This is a genomic window from Leptospira brenneri (assembly GCF_002812125.1).
GTDB lineage: Bacteria > Spirochaetota > Leptospiria > Leptospirales > Leptospiraceae > Leptospira_A > Leptospira_A brenneri.
This window is the reverse complement of record NZ_NPDQ01000007.1, coordinates 152097-170655: the sequence shown is the minus strand read 5'-3', so window position 1 is coordinate 170655 and position 18559 is coordinate 152097. Positions and strand designations below refer to the sequence as shown.

At 39.9% G+C, this 18559-nt stretch carries 19 protein-coding genes; 14 read left to right on the top strand and 5 right to left on the bottom strand.

What is annotated here, in order from left to right; translation table 11 throughout:
• Positions 1-28 precede the first annotated feature (28 nt).
• From CH361_RS15310 to CH361_RS15290, 5 genes are all read left to right on the top strand, one after another.
• Positions 29-640: a hypothetical protein gene (locus CH361_RS15310; protein WP_100791682.1), complete on the top strand. Its 612-nt coding sequence runs from the start codon at positions 29-31 to the stop codon at positions 638-640.
• A gap of 85 nt (positions 641-725) precedes the next feature.
• Positions 726-1307: a CarD family transcriptional regulator gene (locus CH361_RS15305; RefSeq protein WP_002978378.1), complete on the top strand. Its 582-nt coding sequence runs from the start codon at positions 726-728 to the stop codon at positions 1305-1307.
• 38 nt (positions 1308-1345) lie between these two features.
• A complete protein-coding gene (locus CH361_RS15300) occupies positions 1346-2383 on the top strand; it encodes a PIN/TRAM domain-containing protein (RefSeq protein WP_100791681.1) in 1038 nt (345 codons plus the stop codon).
• Positions 2384-2407: 24 nt separating this feature from the next.
• The gene (locus tag CH361_RS15295; RefSeq protein WP_100791680.1) at positions 2408-4171 is read left to right on the top strand and encodes an apolipoprotein N-acyltransferase; all 1764 of its coding nucleotides are present in this window, start codon (positions 2408-2410) and stop codon (positions 4169-4171) included.
• Positions 4152-5699 (top strand): hypothetical protein, encoded by a 1548-nt coding sequence (locus tag CH361_RS15290; protein WP_100791679.1) that lies wholly within the window; start codon positions 4152-4154, stop codon positions 5697-5699. The genes CH361_RS15295 and CH361_RS15290 overlap by 20 nt, the downstream gene beginning before the upstream one ends.
• Positions 5700-5770: 71 nt before the next feature.
• Here the strand turns inward: CH361_RS15290 and CH361_RS15285 are convergent, their stop codons facing one another.
• Positions 5771-6220, bottom strand: coding sequence for a hypothetical protein (locus tag CH361_RS15285; RefSeq protein ID WP_231292532.1), 450 nt, complete (start codon positions 6218-6220; stop codon positions 5771-5773).
• An 82-nt stretch (positions 6221-6302) separates the two neighbouring features.
• The gene (locus CH361_RS15280; RefSeq protein WP_100791677.1) at positions 6303-6944 is read right to left on the bottom strand and encodes a flagellar filament outer layer protein FlaA; all 642 of its coding nucleotides are present in this window, start codon (positions 6942-6944) and stop codon (positions 6303-6305) included.
• 64 nt (positions 6945-7008) lie between these two features.
• Between CH361_RS15280 and ompL47 the strand changes: the two genes are divergently transcribed.
• The 5 genes from ompL47 (at position 7009) to CH361_RS15255 (ending at position 10836) form a co-directional block, all read left to right on the top strand.
• Positions 7009-8088 (top strand): multi-beta-barrel domain surface protein OmpL47, encoded by a 1080-nt coding sequence (ompL47, locus tag CH361_RS15275; RefSeq protein WP_100791676.1) that lies wholly within the window; start codon positions 7009-7011, stop codon positions 8086-8088.
• Between the two features lie 133 nt (positions 8089-8221).
• Positions 8222-8818: a ComF family protein gene (locus CH361_RS15270; RefSeq protein WP_244279909.1), complete on the top strand. Its 597-nt coding sequence runs from the start codon at positions 8222-8224 to the stop codon at positions 8816-8818.
• 5 nt (positions 8819-8823) lie between these two features.
• The gene (locus tag CH361_RS15265) at positions 8824-9174 is read left to right on the top strand and encodes an STAS domain-containing protein (RefSeq protein ID WP_002974559.1); all 351 of its coding nucleotides are present in this window, start codon (positions 8824-8826) and stop codon (positions 9172-9174) included.
• Complete coding sequence (gene rdgB, locus CH361_RS15260) at positions 9171-9764, top strand: RdgB/HAM1 family non-canonical purine NTP pyrophosphatase (protein WP_100791674.1); 594 nt, start codon at positions 9171-9173, stop codon at positions 9762-9764. The genes CH361_RS15265 and rdgB overlap by 4 nt, the downstream gene beginning before the upstream one ends.
• 46 nt (positions 9765-9810) lie before the next feature.
• On the top strand, positions 9811-10836 hold the full coding sequence (locus tag CH361_RS15255; RefSeq protein ID WP_100791673.1) for an Lsa36 family surface (lipo)protein: 1026 nt from the start codon (positions 9811-9813) through the stop codon (positions 10834-10836).
• On the opposite strand, the gene CH361_RS15250 is transcribed toward CH361_RS15255, so the two are convergent.
• Positions 10833-12473: an ATP-binding cassette domain-containing protein gene (locus tag CH361_RS15250; RefSeq protein WP_100791672.1), complete on the bottom strand. Its 1641-nt coding sequence runs from the start codon at positions 12471-12473 to the stop codon at positions 10833-10835. The genes CH361_RS15255 and CH361_RS15250 overlap by 4 nt on opposite strands.
• A 50-nt stretch (positions 12474-12523) precedes the next feature.
• Here CH361_RS15250 and CH361_RS15245 point away from each other — a divergent pair, with 50 nt between their 5' ends.
• The 3 genes from CH361_RS15245 to CH361_RS15235 are packed head-to-tail and all read left to right on the top strand — an operon-like array spanning position 12524 to position 16094.
• Positions 12524-14380, top strand: a complete 1857-nt coding sequence (locus CH361_RS15245; protein ID WP_100791671.1) for an OmpA family protein — start codon at positions 12524-12526, stop codon at positions 14378-14380.
• Positions 14381-14382: 2 nt separating this feature from the next.
• Complete coding sequence (locus tag CH361_RS15240) at positions 14383-15117, top strand: LIC_11485 family protein (protein WP_100791670.1); 735 nt, start codon at positions 14383-14385, stop codon at positions 15115-15117.
• Positions 15114-16094 (top strand): tetratricopeptide repeat protein, encoded by a 981-nt coding sequence (locus CH361_RS15235; protein ID WP_100791669.1) that lies wholly within the window; start codon positions 15114-15116, stop codon positions 16092-16094. The genes CH361_RS15240 and CH361_RS15235 overlap by 4 nt, the downstream gene beginning before the upstream one ends.
• 10 nt (positions 16095-16104) lie before the next feature.
• On the opposite strand, the gene CH361_RS15230 is transcribed toward CH361_RS15235, so the two are convergent.
• Together CH361_RS15230 and CH361_RS15225 are read right to left on the bottom strand one after the other, a co-directional pair.
• Entirely contained in the window at positions 16105-16569 is a 465-nt protein-coding gene (locus CH361_RS15230; protein ID WP_100791668.1) for a chemotaxis protein CheX, read from the bottom strand.
• Complete coding sequence (locus CH361_RS15225) at positions 16570-17811, bottom strand: hypothetical protein (protein WP_100791667.1); 1242 nt, start codon at positions 17809-17811, stop codon at positions 16570-16572. It lies immediately after the preceding gene.
• 43 nt (positions 17812-17854) lie between these two features.
• Between CH361_RS15225 and CH361_RS15220 the strand changes: the two genes are divergently transcribed.
• Entirely contained in the window at positions 17855-18544 is a 690-nt protein-coding gene (locus tag CH361_RS15220; RefSeq protein WP_244279907.1) for an LIC_11490 family protein, read from the top strand.
• Positions 18545-18559: the final 15 nt, after the last annotated feature.

Below are 18559 nucleotides of genomic sequence, written 5' to 3'. Positions count from 1 at the left end.
AGAGTAATAGAGATATACCGGAACGCCCATGCAAAATATAGATTATTCAAGAAAGCTTAGATCCGGCCGACCCTTAGAGGGCGAGATTCCGTCCTATTCCCCACAAACTCATTCCTATTTAGGAACCACAGGGAAACCTAAATCTGCTTTTATCCTTCTTATCGGTGCTATCTTACTTTTTACCTCGGGTATGGTAGTGGGGATCCAACTGGGACAAAAAGAAACCAAATTTAAGGAGAACTCTGAGACTTCATTTTCGAATCTGGGTTCCCCAAAACTCCCCGCACCAAAATTGACAGAAACGGGAGAATCAGACGGAGGAAGAGAAGAATCTCGGCCCTCCGAACCAGACTCTAGTTCCAGTTCTCCTTTTCCTTCCGCATTAAAATTCCCTCCGAAAAATGACCAGATCAACTATATGGTTCAAATTGGGGATTTCACACCAGAAGAAGCCGTGGCAGTCGGAAAACAATTGATTGATACAAATCCCGCTTTACGAGGTCGGATCTTTCGTACTTCTACAGGGAAACTTTTTGCGGGTTATTTCTATCGTTTGGATGATGCCAAAGACACACTAGAGGCGGTGAAGTCGAAGCTCCCTTCGCTTACGGACGCTCAAGTAAAAACCATTCGATTCTAAAACTATTTTTGCCAACTTCCTTGACATTCGTCAATTTTAGGGTATACTCAAGGGCAAGAGTATTTACGGAAGTTATTATACTTACTTGGCTACAAAAAAACTAAACGAAAAAACTAAAGAGCCTAAATTCAAGGTAGGGGACTATGTTGTGTACCCTATCCATGGAGTAGGTGAAGTCACAGAAGTTGCGAAAAAGCTGATTCTGGGAAAGAAAAAAGACTGTTACAGCTTGGAAATTCAAGGTTCCAAAATGAAGGTCTCTATTCCTGTGGATCGGGCAATGGATGTGGGTATCCGGTCGATCATTGATAAAAAAGAGATCAAAAAAGTTCTCACTCTCCTAAAAAAGGATGAGGTCGACACGGAAGAGGACTGGAAGGTCCGTTACCAGAACAATATGAACAAGATCAAATCTGGTTCCATTTTCGAGGTGGCTGATGTTTGCCGTAATCTTTACAGACGTGCCTATGGCAAAGAACTTTCCATTATGGAAAGAAAGCTCTATGAGAGCGCCTATAATTTAGTAAAGATGGAAATTGCACTTAGTAAAGGTGTACCCCAGGAAGAAGCAGGAAACATCGTATCGGATGTCTTAGCGGCTTCGGTTCAGGGATTGGCTCCAGCACCGCCTCCAAAAGAATTGGATGATGATCTAGATTTAGAATAAACTTCCGTTTTACTCAACTCTTTTACAAGGATTGAGTTATGAAACATTTACTTTCAACTTTAGGGACAATTTTAGTCTCTTCAGTATCGTTTTTCTTCTTATATTCGGAATCGCAAAACCTCGTTTTGGCGGGGGTGCTTGCTGGAGTCATTTTTATTTATTCCCTAGTTCTCGTACTTGGTGAAAGAAAATTATTCCCTGAAATCAAAGCTGATCTTGTACTTTGTGCTAGTGTAGGAGCACTACTTGGATTGTCTATTGCTGCATTTCCGGTGAGCCTCCTAAACGATTACGGGTATAAATCCATTGCAATATTTGTAGCTGTGCTTTTGTTCTTAACAGGAATCAAAACTGGCGTTGCATTCGCTAAAAAACCAGGTCTTGCGATTTTTGGCGGTGGTAATGGTGGGTCTGGCTCTAGTTTCCAAATTCCAGGTCTTGAAACTGCAAGTAGCCAAATTAAAGATAAAATCTTAGATACCTCAGTTGTGATTGATGGTCGTATTTTGGATATTGCTGACACACATTTTTTGGATGGTCCACTCATCCTACCTAACTTTGTATTAAGAGAAATCCAATTGATCTCTGATTCTTCGGACCCAATCAAAAGGGCGCGTGGAAGACGTGGTCTTGAGATGCTGAACAAACTACAAAGAAAAGGATCTATCGAAGTTAAGATCACTTATACCGATTATTCAGATACAAGAGAAGTGGATGCAAAACTTGTAAAATTAGCACGTGATACTGGTGGAGCTGTTGTTACTAACGACTTCAACCTAAACAAAGTGGCTGAGTTACAAGGGGTTCGTGTTCTCAACTTAAATAATCTTGCAAACGCACTCAAACCAGTGGTTCTTCCTGGAGAAGAGTTCCAAATTTCCGTCATCAAAGAAGGAAAGGATGAAAACCAAGGAATTGGTTACTTAGAAGATGGAACTATGGTTGTGATTGAAAATGGCGGACATTTGGTCGGAAAAGATGTACGTGTGGTTGTGACTAGTATCATCCAAACTGCTGCTGGTAAAATGATTTTTACAAAAGTGCAAAACGGTAACAATAACTACAACAAATCGTAATTTATTTTTTGTAGTCTAACGGGTATGAAACTAATTCGTTTTTTAATTTCGCGAGAAGGTATCATATCCGTTTTTTGTTATGCGGTCACTGCTTTATTTTCCTTCCTTTCTTTTGCTCCTGTAAACTTTCCTTTTTTTGTTTGGTTTGCTCCTTTAGGCCTTTTTCTTATCGAAAAAAGAAATCGTGGAGAATGGAAAAAACTCATTTATCATGGGTTTGGTTTTTCGATTCTTTTTTATTTAGTTTCTTTTCATTGGATTTACCATATGACCACAGTATTTGGTGGTTTTGATTGGTACTTAGCAGTTCCTATATTTATTGGTTCTGCGATCCTTTTAAATTTTAAATTCCCTGTTTATCTTTTATTATTTTCTTTTTTAGCAAAACGGGTAAAACGATTTTTCCCTGTCATTGCTTCTGTTTCGATTCTCGTTGCTGAGTTTTTTACTCCTCAAGTGTTCCCTTGGTATTTTGGAAACATTGTTGCTGAAAACCAGATTTTAGCGCAAAACGCGGAATATGCGAGCTCTTATGGATTATCTGCATTTTTATTTTTTGTTTCTTATTATTTATTTTATTTAAGAAAACCAAAAACCTTCTTTAGAATATTGACTCATTTTCTTTCGAAACATAAAAGAATTCAGAAACAGTTTTTGTTTGGTGGTTTCGGCCTCGTTTTGGTTCTTGTTTTATTTTTTGGGAATGGATATTATTTATACCAAAAGTGGTCGAATGTAAAACCTAAAGCGGAGCGTGATGTTCTTATCGTTCAACCAAATGCACCGTTAGAATTTCGAGATGGTCGTAATCCCGCAGAAGAGATTCGAAACCTAATGACTCGCATTGATGCAATGACTGAAAGTGAACTGAAAAAAAGTCCGGTGGATCTTGTTGTCCTTCCCGAATCGGGAGTTCCCTTTTTCACAACTCACGATACAGAGGTCACTCGTTATAGCCGAATCTATTGGCACCAGTTTGAATCTTTGATGGCGATCTTAAGTTTAAGACATGGAACCAATGTATTTTATAATGAACTGGATGCGGATTTAGTTCCTACTGCACTTCCTGGTCGTATCTCGAGAAGAGATGTGCGAATGTATAACTCTTCTGTTCTTATGAATCCGAATGGGGAAAGAAGGAAAAGTTATCAAAAAGTTTTTTTACTTATTTTTGGAGAATACATGCCTTTTGAGTGGATGTATGCTCTCTCTGGACAAACCGGACAATTTGCACCGGGAACCAGCCTTGATCTAATCCCTTATTACGAACCAAGAAAAACTGCTTCTTCTCAAAAAAAAGACCTTCGATGGGAAGATACAATGCTCATGGGTCCCGTGAGTGTTCGTGAATACTACAGTAAAGACAAAGTGGAAGAAAAACAAATTGGTACTTTTTTACCTTTGATTTGTTATGAAGTGATTATCTCTGAATTTGTGAGAAAATTTCAGGGAGATCCTGATTTTATCGTCAATGTTACAAATGATAAATGGTATGGAAATTCTGTAGAAACATACCAACACCACACTCTGGGTCGCCTTCGCGCGATTGAATTTCGTAAGTGGATTGTTAGGTCTACGAACTCAGGCACATCTGTATTTACCGATCATCTTGGTCGTAATATAGATAATGATTTTACACCCATTGAATCCACTGCTGTCATTCGCAAGAAAGTGCAAGTGATCCCAGGGGAAATGACATTTTACCGTTTGTATGGGAATTTACTTTCTTATTTGTATATGGGCATTGTGGGACTAGTGTTTTTCTTTTATGCGAAAAGGAATTCTTAATTTTCTATTCGAAAGTAGATTCTACATTGCTCTTTATATTTCTGTAGTTTCCCACATAACATTAATTATTTATTCTTTCAATCAATCTGACTCTCCCTACCAAAAAACTCTTTGTGGCCCCGCTTGGATTTACGTGCAGGAAGAGGAAAAAGAACTCTCCTTCCAAATGAACTTTGGAAAAACTATGGGTGAAACAGGGAATGCTGAAACTTCTGGTGACCCAAGTGAGGGAGAAGAAGGGGAGGAAGGCGATGGTCAGGGATTTTCCAAAGGTAAGTATAAGGGCGGCCAGTGGGAAGAGTTAGTCAAAGATTTGGAAGGGACCTCCGGTTTACGAAAACAGTTCAAAAATGATTATGATCAAATCAATGAAAACTCAGGAGTTGCGGATTCTTATATCAAACGAAATCGCGATTATGAAGATATCATTGTTAAAGATGTTCTTCCTACAGTAAAAGGAATTCGTGATCCTTTCCGCGTGGATATAGAAAATGCGGAAGACAATTTGTTTATCCATAAAGAACGGAACCGAATCATTGAAGAGTTTCGTAAAGGAGATGAATCCTCACCTCCCATTACCATGCGAATTTCTAAAGAAGGAGAGGCCGAACCAAAATCTCCGCTTTCTATGCCCAAAGAAGATCGAACTCGATATTTAGATAAAACTCTCAAACAAAAAAAAGAAAAACAATTGGATGAGTTTATCTCCCGGTATATGGGCTATGATCCTGATAAAGGGGACTTAAGTCAGTTTGTTCGAGATTTGTATTATGAGAACTTACAAAGGTTAGCCTATCCTTTTAGTGGCGATCCCAGTTATTTTGCAATTGATTACTTTCAAGAAAACTTAAATAAAGAAGATTTCCTTCGCCAGATGATGGCAGCCTTATCCCAGAATCTTGGAACGAATACCGGTACAGAAATTCTTTTTACGATTGAAAATATTTATGAAATACAAGGCCGAGCTTTAGAACAATATTTCCAAACAAAAGAATACTTGAAACTGGCAACACCAGAACAAAGACAAACTCTGCGTTATGAAACCTTACGCCGTGTAGAAGCTAAATATAAGAAACTTTTACAGGAGAAAAAAATAGCTGCTGGCAAGGATGTAGAAGAAGCATATTCTAAAAAGCGAATTGAGATTTTAGAAACCTTAATTTCAAAAACTCCCAAAGGTTACCGAATCAAAGATGGATACTTCGAAAAGGGGAGGGTTCTTTGGGAATCTGGATCATTCAAAAAAGATACAAAACTCCAATCGGAAGCTATCAAAACATGGAATAAAATTGTCAGTCTTCCCGCAAATGGTGACTTTCTAAATGAAAAGGCTAATGAGGCGATTCAATTGCTTTTAAGAGATTTTGGAAATGTTTCGAATGTAGATAGTTTGCCGCTTCAGGCAAGAGACCAAATCGATTTTATCTTACGTACTAGACTCAGTGAAACAATGATGAAGAAAAAAGAAAGAGAAGATAGACTGCTTTGGCCGAATGCAAAGCCTACCCAAAGAAATCTTGGGAACTGAACTTGTTTTTTTATTTAGCGGACGTTAGTTGGTATTTGAAGTAAAAGTTTATTTTTTATGAGTTGGGCCGGTTAGATTTTTAAATTTTCGAGACCGTTTTCGTGAAACTCTTGGGCCCATTTGTCATGGAAGGGAGTTTCTTTTTCGATTCGTTCTTCAATTGCCATTTGGGAAATGGCTGTTTCACCGTAGTGGCGAAGAAAATCTCTGTGTGCGAGTCTTTCGATTAGCGCCTGCCAAAATACTTCGTCTTCATAATCTTCTAAGATATCAACGAGCCCACTTTCTTCTTCAAACTCTCGAGTTAAATATGGTTCTCCGTTGTTCTGGTCAATTTGGACGATGTTTCCGAGACCGGCATGATCCGCTTGTGCAAAAACATGGCGTACCACATCGGCAAAACGAGAGTCCGTATCTGGTTCGTCTTCTGACCGATCCTTGGCTTGTAAGGTGGAAATGACCCAGTCTCCCATATACACTAGCTTCAGCAGGGTTTCGTATTGTTCTAGGGACAGTTCCATTTGCATTTAGGATCAGGTTCGGTCATGAGGTTGGGAAGAAAAGAGTTTTTTACGCCAAGATTTCGGTCAATCGTGTGAAAATTTAGTCTTCGAGAAGGATTTCTTTGTTACGAAGGGGCCTATATTTATCTCGCACAATGGCAGTTATGTCATCAATGGCAATTAGAACCTCTTGGTTCGGGTCATTATTTTCATAAGGCAAATAAAAGAACCCCAAGATTCGTATGGAGCTTTTTTGGAGAAAAACTCGGTCATTTTGATCAAAGTTTTTTGAGATAGAAACGGTGATGGATTTCCAACCACGATAATTGAGAGAGGTCAAATTCAATTGTCTTACTTCAGCATCTTGCGATTCTATGATGAGTGTTAGGTTCCCATTAGATTGTGAGGAATAAACGGGAATGGTCATTTCTTTGATGAATGCATTTACCTCTATGGGTTTGGGAAAGTATAAAGAAAAAGGGAAATTGGCATCTTTAGGAATTCGTAAAACCAAAGCTTGTTTGGATCCTGGGATGGGAGCTGTAAAATTCGTGGAAAGGGAGATTTCCGGAAGTTTAGTTCCTTTTTCCAATTTAGTACGCAAGTTTTCCTGATTGTAATTGGATAATTCAAAGTTCTCGAGTAGAATCTCTCGCCAAATTCCTGCCTCAGCCAGAATCGGAACCATTCCAAACAAGAAAAGAAAAAGTGTCAGTTTCCTTAAGTTTTTCAGTGCAATCATGTTGACAATAATTCCTTAGAAGGGGGATATATATGTTTTATCTGTAAAAAGGAGACTTATACAAATGCAGGCGCACAAATACCTTTTGGCCATACTGACAATATCTTTCGCAGGCCAAATCACAGCACAAGTTGCTGCACCAAAAGCCACTACTTCTACAAAAGACCAGGCAATTAAAAAAACAGAATCCACCTCTACTCAAGCCAAAGACGGTGTTGATAAAGTTGAGACAACTGTAAAAGACATATTGGGTGACAAAAAAGAATCGGGAGCTGCTGCTTCTAATCCATCTGCTCTTTTCATTACAAGTAAAACTACTTTTTCATTAGATGCAAAAGATGAGTCTTCTACAATTGATTTTATCGAATGGAAACCAAAAAACGGCGAGTATAGAAAATACACGCAACCAATTCGTATTTCTGAAGAAGGTCTTACTGAAGTTTATTACCGTTCTGTAGACAAAGTTGGAAATGCTGAAACTCCAAAAATTCTTGTCCTTCATGTTGATAACACTGCTCCAAGAGTGAGTTTAATCCCTCAAGAACAGTTCTTTGTTTTGGACGGAGTTCCTTTCGCTTCTAAAAACAATACTTATACACTTGTTGCTGAAGACCAACAAACTGGTGTTGAAAAAATCCAATTCAGCATCAACCAAGAAGCAGCAAAAGCTTATGCTGATCCAATCAAATTGGAAAACGGTGGAGCTAACGTAGTAAAATATTCTGCAACTGATAAATCTGGAAACTCTTCTCCAGAATCATCACTCATCATCACTGTGGATGATGTAAAACCAACAGTAGAAATCGTTCCCTCTTTCCCATTAGTTGACATCAACGGAAAAAATTTCCAAAGAAAAGGAAACGTATTCTATGTAAATGCAACTGATAAAGAATCTGGTATTAAAAAAGTTCTAGTAAAAGTTGACGAAGAAGAATACAAACCTTACGTAGAAGCAATTTCTATCGAAACACAAGGTGACCATGTCATTAAAGCAATGGCAGTGGACAATGTAGGAAACCAATCCGATGTAGTAGAAATAAAACTCACTGTGGATTTAACTCCTCCAACTTCGACCATTCAAAAATCAACTGATGCTCCTAAGGTAGAAACTCCTGCTCCGGCAGCGACAACACCAGCTAAGTAATTTTTGCTAAAAATTTAGAACCGCATCTGCGCGGACAGAAACCCCTTTCATTATGAGAGGGGTTTCTTTTTTATCCTTTGTTTTCCCAAAATTTTGTGTGAATTGTGGTTCCCATGATCTCTTTTCAGAAATTATGGCGGTCTGTAAACCTTGCACGAAAAACCATTACTTATCACAAAAACAAAATCTAAAACCCAAGGAGGTCGAACTCCCATTAGATCGATTTGTTTTTTATGACGAGGTTTACTATTTACAACGAAAAGGTAGTTTCGAAAGGACAATTTTCCAATCTCTGAAATTTGAAAATGAAAGAGACCTGGCAAAGTATTTTTGTTTGGGACAAAGAACCTTAGCCAATCATCTCAAAAACGATCCGCCGGACTTAATGACCCTTGTCCCTTCCTCTCCCAAGGCGAGTCCAAGGCCATACCATGCTTCCTTTGCCCTCTTTGGGAAATGGGAAAAACTCTGGAAAATCAGGAGAGATACTAATTTGCGTAAGGTTTCAGTGGACAGACAATCTTCTTTGGGGTTTGAAAAACGTTTTTTTCATGCAAAAAAGGCATTCAAATTCACAAAAAGTGATAGAATCATGGAAGGACTTCATGTTCTAATCGTAGATGATATCTTTACGACGGGTGCCACAGTCAATGAAATTGCTAGGTTGTACAAACAAGCTGGCGTCAGAAAGGTAACTTGCGTAGTTTTACTGTTAAGTGGGGGTGATTGAATCGAATGGATGTTCAAGTCAAGGATGACATTAGGATTATTAAGTTTTCTGGGGCCATCCTCAAGGTTGATTCCGATGAAATTGAAAAAGAACTTTCAAAACTCACGCAAAGCTCTGTTAAAAAAATCATTCTAGATTTAACCAAAGTGCATCATATTTGTTCAACGGCGCTTGGTATCTTTGTTGCCACAAAACGCAAGTTAAAGCCAATGAATGGAGACATTAAGGTTATCGTTGTAGATGAAGATTTGATTCAACTTTTTGAAATCACGATGCTCGACAAGGTATTTGAAATCTTTCCTGATTTATCTGCAGCCATGGAAGGATTCCAACTTGATGAGGAAGATTCCCACTGACAAAAAAATTAGCATTTGCATCTGGTAGTGCACACAAATGGAAAGAGATGCAAATGTTACTTGCACCCTATGGGTACGAAGTAGTCCTCCCTAAAGATTTAGGAATTTCTTTTTCTCCTGAAGAGACCGAAACCACCTTCACCGGAAATTCTTTTATCAAATCGAAAGAACTCTATCGCCTTACAGGTCTTCCTTCCTTTGCGGATGATTCTGGAATTTCGGTTCCGGCCCTTGGAGGAGAACCTGGTGTTTACTCTGCACGATTTGGTGGACCTGGTCTTACCGATAAAGAACGTGCCCTTTACCTTTTGCAAAAGTTAGGTGCCGAAACAAGACGTGAGGCTTATTACAGTTGTGTAGTGAGTTATGTGGATGCAGACCATGTTGTTTCTTTTGAAGGACGGGTTGATGGTTTTATTGCCGCAGACTACGATCTAGAAGGAAAATATGGATTTGGGTATGATCCTATTTTTATTTATCCCCCTTTTGAAAAACGGTTCTCTCAAGTTCCCGAATCAGAGAAAAATACAGTATCCCATCGTAAAAAAGCAATGGATCTTTTTTTAGATTGGTTGCAAAATCAAAAATAACATAAGTTATATTCCTTGATTCCGTTTTAGGAATCCACTTTTCCTTATGAGATTTTTTCTTTATTATATTATTTTTATTTTTTCGATTCCCTTGGCCTTGTTCAAACTTGAAGCTCAGGTAGTTTGTGTTGGGGAAGAATGTTCCAATATTCCCACTGAATACAAAATACTAGGAAATCTAGTAGAACCTGTCTTTGATCGAATTTATACGAAGGGATTTCTTCGTTCAATGGGAGACAATGCTGTTTTACAAAATTTAAATTCCAACCAATCGGGAGGTGCCAATGTCAGTCGTTACCGAGTGGGGTTAGGTTATACGGCTTCTCGTGGTGAGGAGAAAGCTCGTGATTTTTACTATGAAAATTCGGAACTCCGGACTTTACCCAAAGCGGGCGTGGCTGCTTCGCCTTCTCTTAGTTTTACGGTCAATTTAGGTGAATGGTTTCGAGGTTCGAGTGCTAAACAATGGAATCTAACAACTCATTTTTTCCCTTACGAATTTGGGGAAGCCAACATCCCTTTTGTAAAAATACGAAATACTGAGGTGAACGGAAGGGTTTTTAATTATGGAGCTGTTTTACGATATTTCCCTGTTGATTCTGGGTTTTCTTTGGGGTTTGGACTGTTTCAAACCAACCAAGACATTTATTTAAGTGCTTATGACAGAAGACCTACTCAGTTTCGGATTGATGGAGATAAAAGGCGTTGGATGGGCCAAAACGATTTATTTTATCAGTCAAGAATCACCTCTGCCTCCTTTGATCTAAAATATAATTATACAGTCGGTTTTTTATCGATCATTCCTGGAATTGGAGCTGTATATAATCATGGTTATACGGCCATTCAGGCAACCCGTTTTGCCGCAATTTCTACGATGGAAAATCCAGATGACTTTAGTTCTGTTCCAAGTGCCTTAGGGATTCGATTGGCAACAAGACACAACCACAGATCAGGGTTTGGGTATGGAAGTTTGGGATTTAAGTTTGGTCAGGGAGATTTTAGTTTTAATACGGAATTTATGGCAGGGAAAGAGATCCAATCTCTTAATCTTTCCCTGCAATTGCAATTTTAAGTAGCGATGACCGCTCCACCTGTCAGGCGTTTGTAAAAGTCGTTTCCTTCTCGTTCCAAAAATTCTTCGTAATTCCCTTTGAAATCTTTAATTCCTTCCGGTGTTACTTCGATGATTCTTGTACAAAGTGAAGAGATAAACTCTCTATCGTGGGAAACAAGAATGACTGTTCCTTCAAACAAAGACAAGGCGTAGTTCAGAGCTTCAATAGTTTCCAAATCCAAGTGGTTGGTTGGTTCATCGAGTGCAATGACATTGTCACAAGCAAGGATCATCTTCCCAATGATCATTCTCGATTTTTCTCCACCGGAAAGAACTGTTGTGGATTTGTTTGCCATGTCACCGCTGAAAAGCATTCGACCCAGGATGGCACGAATTTCTTGTACTTCGGTTCCTTGTGGTGAGTTACGTAATAACCATTCCACGAGCGTGTCTGCATCCGGTTCCATCGCCTCACGGTGGTCTTGCGGAAAAAAGGAAGTTTCTACAGAATCTCCCCATTTCACCTGACCCGAATCTGGATCTAATTTTTTTAATAACATTTTGAGAAGGGTCGTTTTCCCAACACCGTTGGTTCCTACAATTCCTACTTTTTCCCCTTTGGTGATAGAGGTGCTAAATTCTTTAATGACTGGTTTTTCATCATAAGCTTTGGAAATGTTCACCGCTTCAAAAACATCTTTTCCTAAAACGCGTTTTGCTTTGAAACGAATGTAAGGAGCAACTCTGGAAGATGGTTTTACATCCACCATCTCTGCTTTTATTTTTTCGATTTGTTTTTGGCGAGAAGTGGCTTGTTTGGATTTACTTGCGTTCGCAGAGAATCTAGAAACAAACTCTTGTAAGTCGGCAATTTTTTCTTTCGCACGTTTACTATCACTCATGAGCTGTTCGCGGGATTGTTCCGCAGCGATCATAAAATCATCGTAGTTTCCTGGGAACATACGAATGGTATTGTAATCCAAATCGGCAATATGAGTGGCAACGGAGTTGATGAAGTGACGGTCGTGGGAAATCACAATGACCACACCTTCGTAGTTTATTAGAAGTTCTTCTAACCAGTGAATGGTTTTGATATCCAAGTGGTTGGTTGGTTCATCCAGAAGTAGGACATCGGGTTTTAAAAATAAAACTTGGGCGAGAAGGACGCGGAGTTTGAAGCCGCCGGTGAGAAAATTTAATGGTTTGTTATGGGCGGAAGTAGGAATTCCGAGACCTTCTAGAAGTTCTCCTGCCACGGACTCGGCTTCATACCCACCCATATCGGCAAAGATTTCTTCGATTTCGGAGATTCGCATTCCGTCTTCATCTGTCATTTCTTCTTTGGAGTAAATGGCATCTCGTTCCGCCATCACATTCCAAAGTTCAGGATTTCCCCGTAGGACGGTTCCGAGAACGGTTTCGTTTTCGTATTCGTAGTGGTCCTGTTTGAGGTATCCGACCTTCATGTCCTTGTCCACAACGACAGAGCCGGCTGTAGGCTGTAAAATACCCGCTAAAACCTTCATAAAGGTCGATTTTCCGGAACCATTGGCTCCGATCAGACCGTAACGGCATTCCGGTTTGAATTTAATGGAGACGTTTTCGAAAAGAGGTTTTTTCCCGAAGGAGACTGTAATGCCGCTAGCTTGGATCATAAGTCAATTTTCTAAGGGAATCGGAGGTTTCAACCGACATTTCGTATGGTATGGCACGGATTCTCATCATCATTCTCCTCCTTTTTGGGAATGGGCTCATTAGCTCACAAAGTGTAAAAAATGGAATCCAGGTTCTTGAGGGAGACCTCCTGAATACAGGCCATCTCCTTCGCACAGACAAACAGGTTTTTCGAATCAGTAGTGGTGTTTTACAGGAAGAACTGGCTTATTTGGCAGGAAAAAAGATACGGATGTTATGCGATGTGCAAGGAGATACTTGTAGCCCCATCCGTTATGAGATAGAACCTTTTGAATCTGGTAAAACTCCAGATTGGACTTTGAAAAAAATCCCTAGGTATGTGACAGGGGGCCTATTTTCTTTTAATCCACAATCAACTCCGGATGGAAAAATTTTATTTTGGACGGCTCTTGTCCGTGAAGGTGGTAGATCCACACAAAAAATCTGGGCCGCCAAACGAGACCAATACGGATTTTGGATGCAAGGGGAACAACTCCCTAGCCCACTGAACAATCGTTTCCCATCTGCTGTGATTTCAGCTCTTCCTGGAGGGAATGAACTTTTTGTTTTTGGTAATTTTGGCGAAGAGGAAATGTTGGACAATCTCAAAAAAGAGATGATGTACAAATCGCAAATTGCATCTAGAGAAGCACAGAATCCAAAAGAATTTCATATTGTCCTAACTAAGTTAGAAACAGAATATAAAGAACGTTCTGAAAAAATTCAAAATCGTGCTCCTCTCTATAAAACTCATAAAACAGAATCTGGTTGGTCAATGCCTACACCGATCAATTTTCCAAGTTTTTATAATTGGTATCGAAAGGCAGATAATCCAAACCAACAAGTGTTTGGTGGGTCGGCATTGGCATCGAGTGGCCGGACACTGATTTATTCCGCCCAACAAAAGAAAAATTTTGGTAAGTTGGATTTGTATGTAAGTTTGCAGAATGATACGGGTGTCTTTGAAGAAGGGATTAACTTAGGAAATACGTTGAATACCGGGGAAGAGGAGATGGCACCTTTCCTTGCTCCAGATGACAAAACATTATACTTCTCATCTTCTGGACGAAAAGAAGGAATTTCTATATTCATTTCAAGAAGGCAAAACGATTCTTGGACTTCTTGGTCGGAACCACAAGAATTATCATCAAACCTAAGAGGTGTTAACTTTTTTAGCATCCCGGCTGTTGGGAATTGGGCTTATGTATCTCGGGATGGAGAATTGTATATGGCGGCTATTCCTCACCATTTCCAACCAGACCCAGTGGTGGTGATTAAAGGGAAGGTTGTCGATGAGGAAGGAAAACCTCTTTCCGCTCATGTACAATATGAGTCCTTGATTCGAAAAAAATCCATCGGATCCACCGTCAGTGATCCAAATACTGGCGAGTTTAGTATTATTCTGCCTTATGATGAGAATTATGGGTTTTACGGTGAAAAGGAAGGATATCTGCCTGTTTCACAAAACCTGAATTTGGTGGGTAAGGAAAAAGAGGACAAAGAAAAAACCGTCCTTCTTGTCCTTCCCAAACTAAAAAAAGGAAACCAAATTGTGATGAACAATTTGTTTTTTGCCTTTCGCTCTGCTGAACTTGCCAAAGAATCAGAGCCGGAACTAGACAGATTGGCAGGGATTTTGCGAAGATCTGCCAATTTGAAAGTATCAATCGAAGGCCATACGGACAATGTGGGGACAAAATCAGCCAACCAAAAGTTATCACTCGAAAGAGCAAATTCGGTTGCTAATTATTTGAAGTCTAAACATAAAATAGAAGAATCGCGAATTGCAGTGATTGGTCAGGGTTCTTCGGCTCCACTTGCGGACAACCAGACAGAAGAAGGCCGTGGGACGAACAGAAGGGTCGTCTTTAAAATTTCGGAAGAGTAAACGTGGACATTAAAAATATCAATATACCGAAAGTCAATGTAGACACCCAAAAGATGATGGGTGCTGTCGATGGCCTTGTGGATAAGATCCCTCCGCAAGTCCAAGACCTGTTAAAAAAAATTGCCATCTCGCTTTTTATATTTTTTCTGATTATGGCCATTTATGTGGGTTGGAGTAATGGTTGGGAGAATGCCAAACCCCAAGGTTTGCAACTTGCTCAAGATACCCGGAGTTTGTTTCTTACTGAAATTGAAAGGGACTACAATCGTAAACGGAAAGATGTTCGAATGTCTGACCCAGAAGATTTAAAATACGAATCCAATCGTAAGATGCAATTTGATTTTATCAGTGAACGTGAATCCAATGGATACTCACATGATACCATTCCCGAAGAACAAGATTTTTTGGGGAAAGAGTATGATTTTAGAAATCGTAAAGCGGAAGATACCTCTGTTCCCCCCATCTACACTCCGTCAGGTGATGGACTGATCCCTGCTCCGATTGATGTACAACCGATTCAACCCAAAGAAGACACAAAATCAACTTCTGGTTCGGATTCCGATTCAGAACTTAGAATGCAAAGGATGCTCGACCGAGTTTCTGAATTAGAAAAAAAAGTGAAGGCCAAAAACGAAGAAAAGAATTTGGAAACATTGAAATTACCAAAACCACCGGAGCCTAGTGAAGGTCTTGGAAAACCAAGAAGTCTGGAACGAATTCCTAAAAGTTTACGATGAAGGTTTTGTCTTTGCACCTTAAATTTGTTTTCCGAAACTTTTTGATTTTTCTATTCTTTGCGGTTCTTTCCGTATTTAAGATTTCTGCACAAACAACGGAATTGTTTTTACCTTTTCCGGAAACCTGGAATCAAAATTCCGAAACTCAAGAGAATTCGAAACCTGGAGATCTAAATAGTAGTTCTTCTAAAAACCTTAACTCTAATAGCAATTCTGATCTAAAATCGACTGTTGTCACTTCAAACCAAACTAGTTCAAATACAGAAACTAGTGCTTCAGTGAACCCACAAACTTCTGTTACAACAAAGACAAAATCTGCTGATAAAAAGAAAAAAAAGAAGGAAGTGATCGATCCTTCCCAGGCTTCTTTTCAAAAAGGAAAAGCATATCTCACACGTGACCAAAAAAAATCTGCAGAGAATGAATTTACTGATTCTTATGGCAAAGAAGGGGATGCAGCAAAGTTTTCTCGTGTAGAAAACACAAATCTATTTGGCCTTGATGGCAAAGAGAAAGAATCCACAGGTCTTGTAGAAAAACAAGAAGATCCAGATATCAAAATTAAAACTCAATTTGAACTAGCTCGTTCTCTAGATCGCATTGGAAATCCTGATTCGGAAGAGAAAGCTTATCGTGAATACTTAAAACTTGTGACTGAATTTCCAAAACACCCTGAACTTACACCTAGATCTCATTATGCGATGGCGGTTCTTCTGATTCGTAAAAGGGAATTTCGTTCGGCGGCCCACCAACTTGTAAATATCATAAAGAATTTTAAAGATTCTGCAGAGTTTCTTCCTGCTCATCATTACTTGGGAAAGGTTTATGAGAGTAGTTGGGAGGAAAGGGATTTGGAACGGTCTTTAAAATACTACCAACTCTATATGAATGGAGTGGAAGGAAAAACTTCTGTGCCTGGTTATGATTTTAGAAAAGAAACCCGCGAGAGACTGCGGGTTTTAGGTTCTTCGATTTAAGAATTAAACTTTAAGCGATTGCGACATTCACTTCAATTCTTCCAAACTTAGAATATAAGTTGATGGAGAGTGTTGGTTTTTTATTGAACCGAACAGAAGTGTGATTTGTCTCTTGGATATTAGGTGTTGTGATCTCTACTGATTGGCCTGCCGAAGTGAAAATGTTCATTGCATTACCTGTGGTCATGTTGGCAATCTCACCGAGGATGTCTTTGTATTCATTTTTTACATCTTCGTCAGAGAGGCCCGGCACTAGTTTTCGGGACACTTTGTACGCAGCATCGAGGTTCATACTATAAACCACTTCACCACTAAAGGAACCCACCACACCGATGATAATCGCAATTTCGTGGCTCGGTGCGGGAGAATCCTTGATTCCGATTTTACCTCGGATGAGATCCTGTTGTAACACATCGCGAAAAACGATGGTGGCTGCTTCCAGGAACGGGTTGATGAAGTCGGCTTTAATTTGCATTTATTCTAAAGAGAGAAGGCCTTTTTTCTCTACGTTGTATTCTGCTGCTATGGACTGGTTTATTTCAAGAAAAAAGCTAAGAAGTTGCCTTTGTTTCAAAAAATCTGCAGCTTGGTCAGTCGGTTTTTTGGCTGTGGTTTGTCCGTAAGTCAGTGCACCAAATTCCACATAGACCTGTTTGTCATTGTCAGAGAAAGGTCCAACCACGGTTTTTTTGCTAAAAGGATCATTGGCAAGAGCTTCCCAGAACTTGCTTGAGTTCGCCAAACGGTAGCTATTGCCACGATTGGAGGTCACTAGTTTGAGATCAGACAAAGAGACATTGGATACTGTTTCGATCGGTTGGAGGGTTTCGGCTGCAATGGCTTCTAGCGCATTTGGCTCGGAAACTTTTGCCGCAATGCGACCTTTCCAAACTTCGACTTCTTTTCTTTTGCGATCAAATTTCATTTTGGATAGAAGTAAGGGTTTCCTTGATTCAAAACTGACGAAATTTCCTGACGGATCCTTGGCAAGAGTCCCGTCTTTTTTTTCTTTCTCGTATTCTTTTTGCAGGTCTGCGTCAGAAATGTTGATTTTGGCTTCCACAGCATTGAGGAGATTGACCTCGGAAACAGCCACGATCCGGAAAGAAATTTTTGCCCGTTTGGCTTCGTCTTCAAGCTCCGCTTCGTTTTCTGTCGGAGTGAAAGGTTGGTCCAAAAAGTTTGGGTAAAGTGCGTATCCCGTAGAGGAATCGATACGGTAATTCATGGGAGCGGAACGGTAGATCTGTTGGTAGATTTCTGAAAGAGAACGAGAATCTTCCTCTCCGTAACCTGCTTGCGAGACAGACTCCTTGTGGATTTCACGTGCTTGTTTGGACATCTCACGTTTGATGCTAATTTCAGAAACCTGGAAACCGACAGCGGTTGCAATGTCATTGGCAATGTAAATTTCCTTCACAGTGGAGAAGGCACATGAGTTCAGAAGTTCGGGGTTTTGGGCCGTTTCTCTGCCATATTGTTGGTATCTGTAGTAACAATCACGTTTAGCGGCATTGAAGTAGTCGACCGGGATGCTCCGTCCCGCAATGGTCCCTGCTTTGGTCGAATTTTGGCCTGTGATGGCGCCTACAAGGCTTTGTTCCGCGTCACCAGGCAAAAAGGTGATGATAAGGGTTCCGACCAAAATGAATAAAAAGAGAGCAATGATTCCGCGATAGATTTTTTCTTTGAGGGTAGAGGGTTCTTCTTCGAACATAAAGGAAGCGTTTCCGTTTCCGAAGCCCTTGTAAAGAAAAAATGTGATCAAGAGATTCGCTGTTTGGCAAGATAATATAGGTAGTATGTTGTTTGCTGCCTTTGCTATGATCCTTGTGGGTGTCCTATGTTTTCTGTACGTAGCTCTTTCTCCACAAAAATCGAAGCCTGCATCTTACACTCCCAGAAAACCCCAAACTTCCGGTCAATACCGCATGCCGCAAGGCCCTTCAGTCTCTCCCCAACTGGACGAACGAATTCGAAAAGAACGGGCCATTTCTGATGACCGTCACCTTTCCTATTCTTTGCCTGAAGAACCAACTCCTTCGGTAGTTCAAAAATCGGAAGTTTTGCGCCCCACAGGGGATGGAAATCTGGAAGAGGAACCTCCTACCGCCAAAGAAAGTAGATTCCAAATTGAAGGAACTTTGTTTTTAGATTATTCCGGTAAACTTACGTTTGGTGAAGAGTCTTCGGATATTGATTCTATGGAAGATGGACTGAAAAACTTCAAACGAATCGGTTCGGGAAGTTTAAGAGAAGAGAATGGGAAGTTTTTATTCCATTCTGGAAATGTAACTTATACATACACCCCAGAAGAATTGGAGCAAGTGGTTCTCCACAACCAAGGGATTGTGTTTCTTTTGAAAGAGACAAAGGCCCCAAAACCAGTTTTTTTCACAAAAGACATTGATACCTTCAAAGATTTTTTAAAACAAGCCGCTTTAGTTTAATCGTTCCCGGTTTAT

What these genes read in the sequence shown, in the direction of transcription:
- CH361_RS15310 (WP_100791682.1), top strand. Translation starts at nt 29, where the DNA reads ATGCAAAATATAGATTATTCAAGAAAGCTTAGATCCGGCCGACCCTTA.
- CH361_RS15225 (WP_100791667.1), bottom strand. Translation starts at nt 17,811, where the DNA reads ATGTTCGAAGAAGAACCCTCTACCCTCAAAGAAAAAATCTATCGCGGA.
- CH361_RS15280 (WP_100791677.1), bottom strand. Translation starts at nt 6,944, where the DNA reads ATGATTGCACTGAAAAACTTAAGGAAACTGACACTTTTTCTTTTCTTG.
- ompL47 (WP_100791676.1), top strand. Translation starts at nt 7,009, where the DNA reads ATGCAGGCGCACAAATACCTTTTGGCCATACTGACAATATCTTTCGCA.
- CH361_RS15295 (WP_100791680.1), top strand. Translation starts at nt 2,408, where the DNA reads ATGAAACTAATTCGTTTTTTAATTTCGCGAGAAGGTATCATATCCGTT.
- CH361_RS15235 (WP_100791669.1), top strand. Translation starts at nt 15,114, where the DNA reads ATGAAGGTTTTGTCTTTGCACCTTAAATTTGTTTTCCGAAACTTTTTG.
- CH361_RS15300 (WP_100791681.1), top strand. Translation starts at nt 1,346, where the DNA reads ATGAAACATTTACTTTCAACTTTAGGGACAATTTTAGTCTCTTCAGTA.
- CH361_RS15290 (WP_100791679.1), top strand. Translation starts at nt 4,152, where the DNA reads ATGCGAAAAGGAATTCTTAATTTTCTATTCGAAAGTAGATTCTACATT.
- CH361_RS15230 (WP_100791668.1), bottom strand. Translation starts at nt 16,569, where the DNA reads ATGCAAATTAAAGCCGACTTCATCAACCCGTTCCTGGAAGCAGCCACC.
- CH361_RS15245 (WP_100791671.1), top strand. Translation starts at nt 12,524, where the DNA reads ATGGCACGGATTCTCATCATCATTCTCCTCCTTTTTGGGAATGGGCTC.
- CH361_RS15265 (WP_002974559.1), top strand. Translation starts at nt 8,824, where the DNA reads ATGGATGTTCAAGTCAAGGATGACATTAGGATTATTAAGTTTTCTGGG.
- CH361_RS15250 (WP_100791672.1), bottom strand. Translation starts at nt 12,473, where the DNA reads ATGATCCAAGCTAGCGGCATTACAGTCTCCTTCGGGAAAAAACCTCTT.
- CH361_RS15285 (WP_231292532.1), bottom strand. Translation starts at nt 6,220, where the DNA reads ATGGAACTGTCCCTAGAACAATACGAAACCCTGCTGAAGCTAGTGTAT.
- CH361_RS15255 (WP_100791673.1), top strand. Translation starts at nt 9,811, where the DNA reads ATGAGATTTTTTCTTTATTATATTATTTTTATTTTTTCGATTCCCTTG.
- CH361_RS15270 (WP_244279909.1), top strand. Translation starts at nt 8,222, where the DNA reads ATGGCGGTCTGTAAACCTTGCACGAAAAACCATTACTTATCACAAAAA.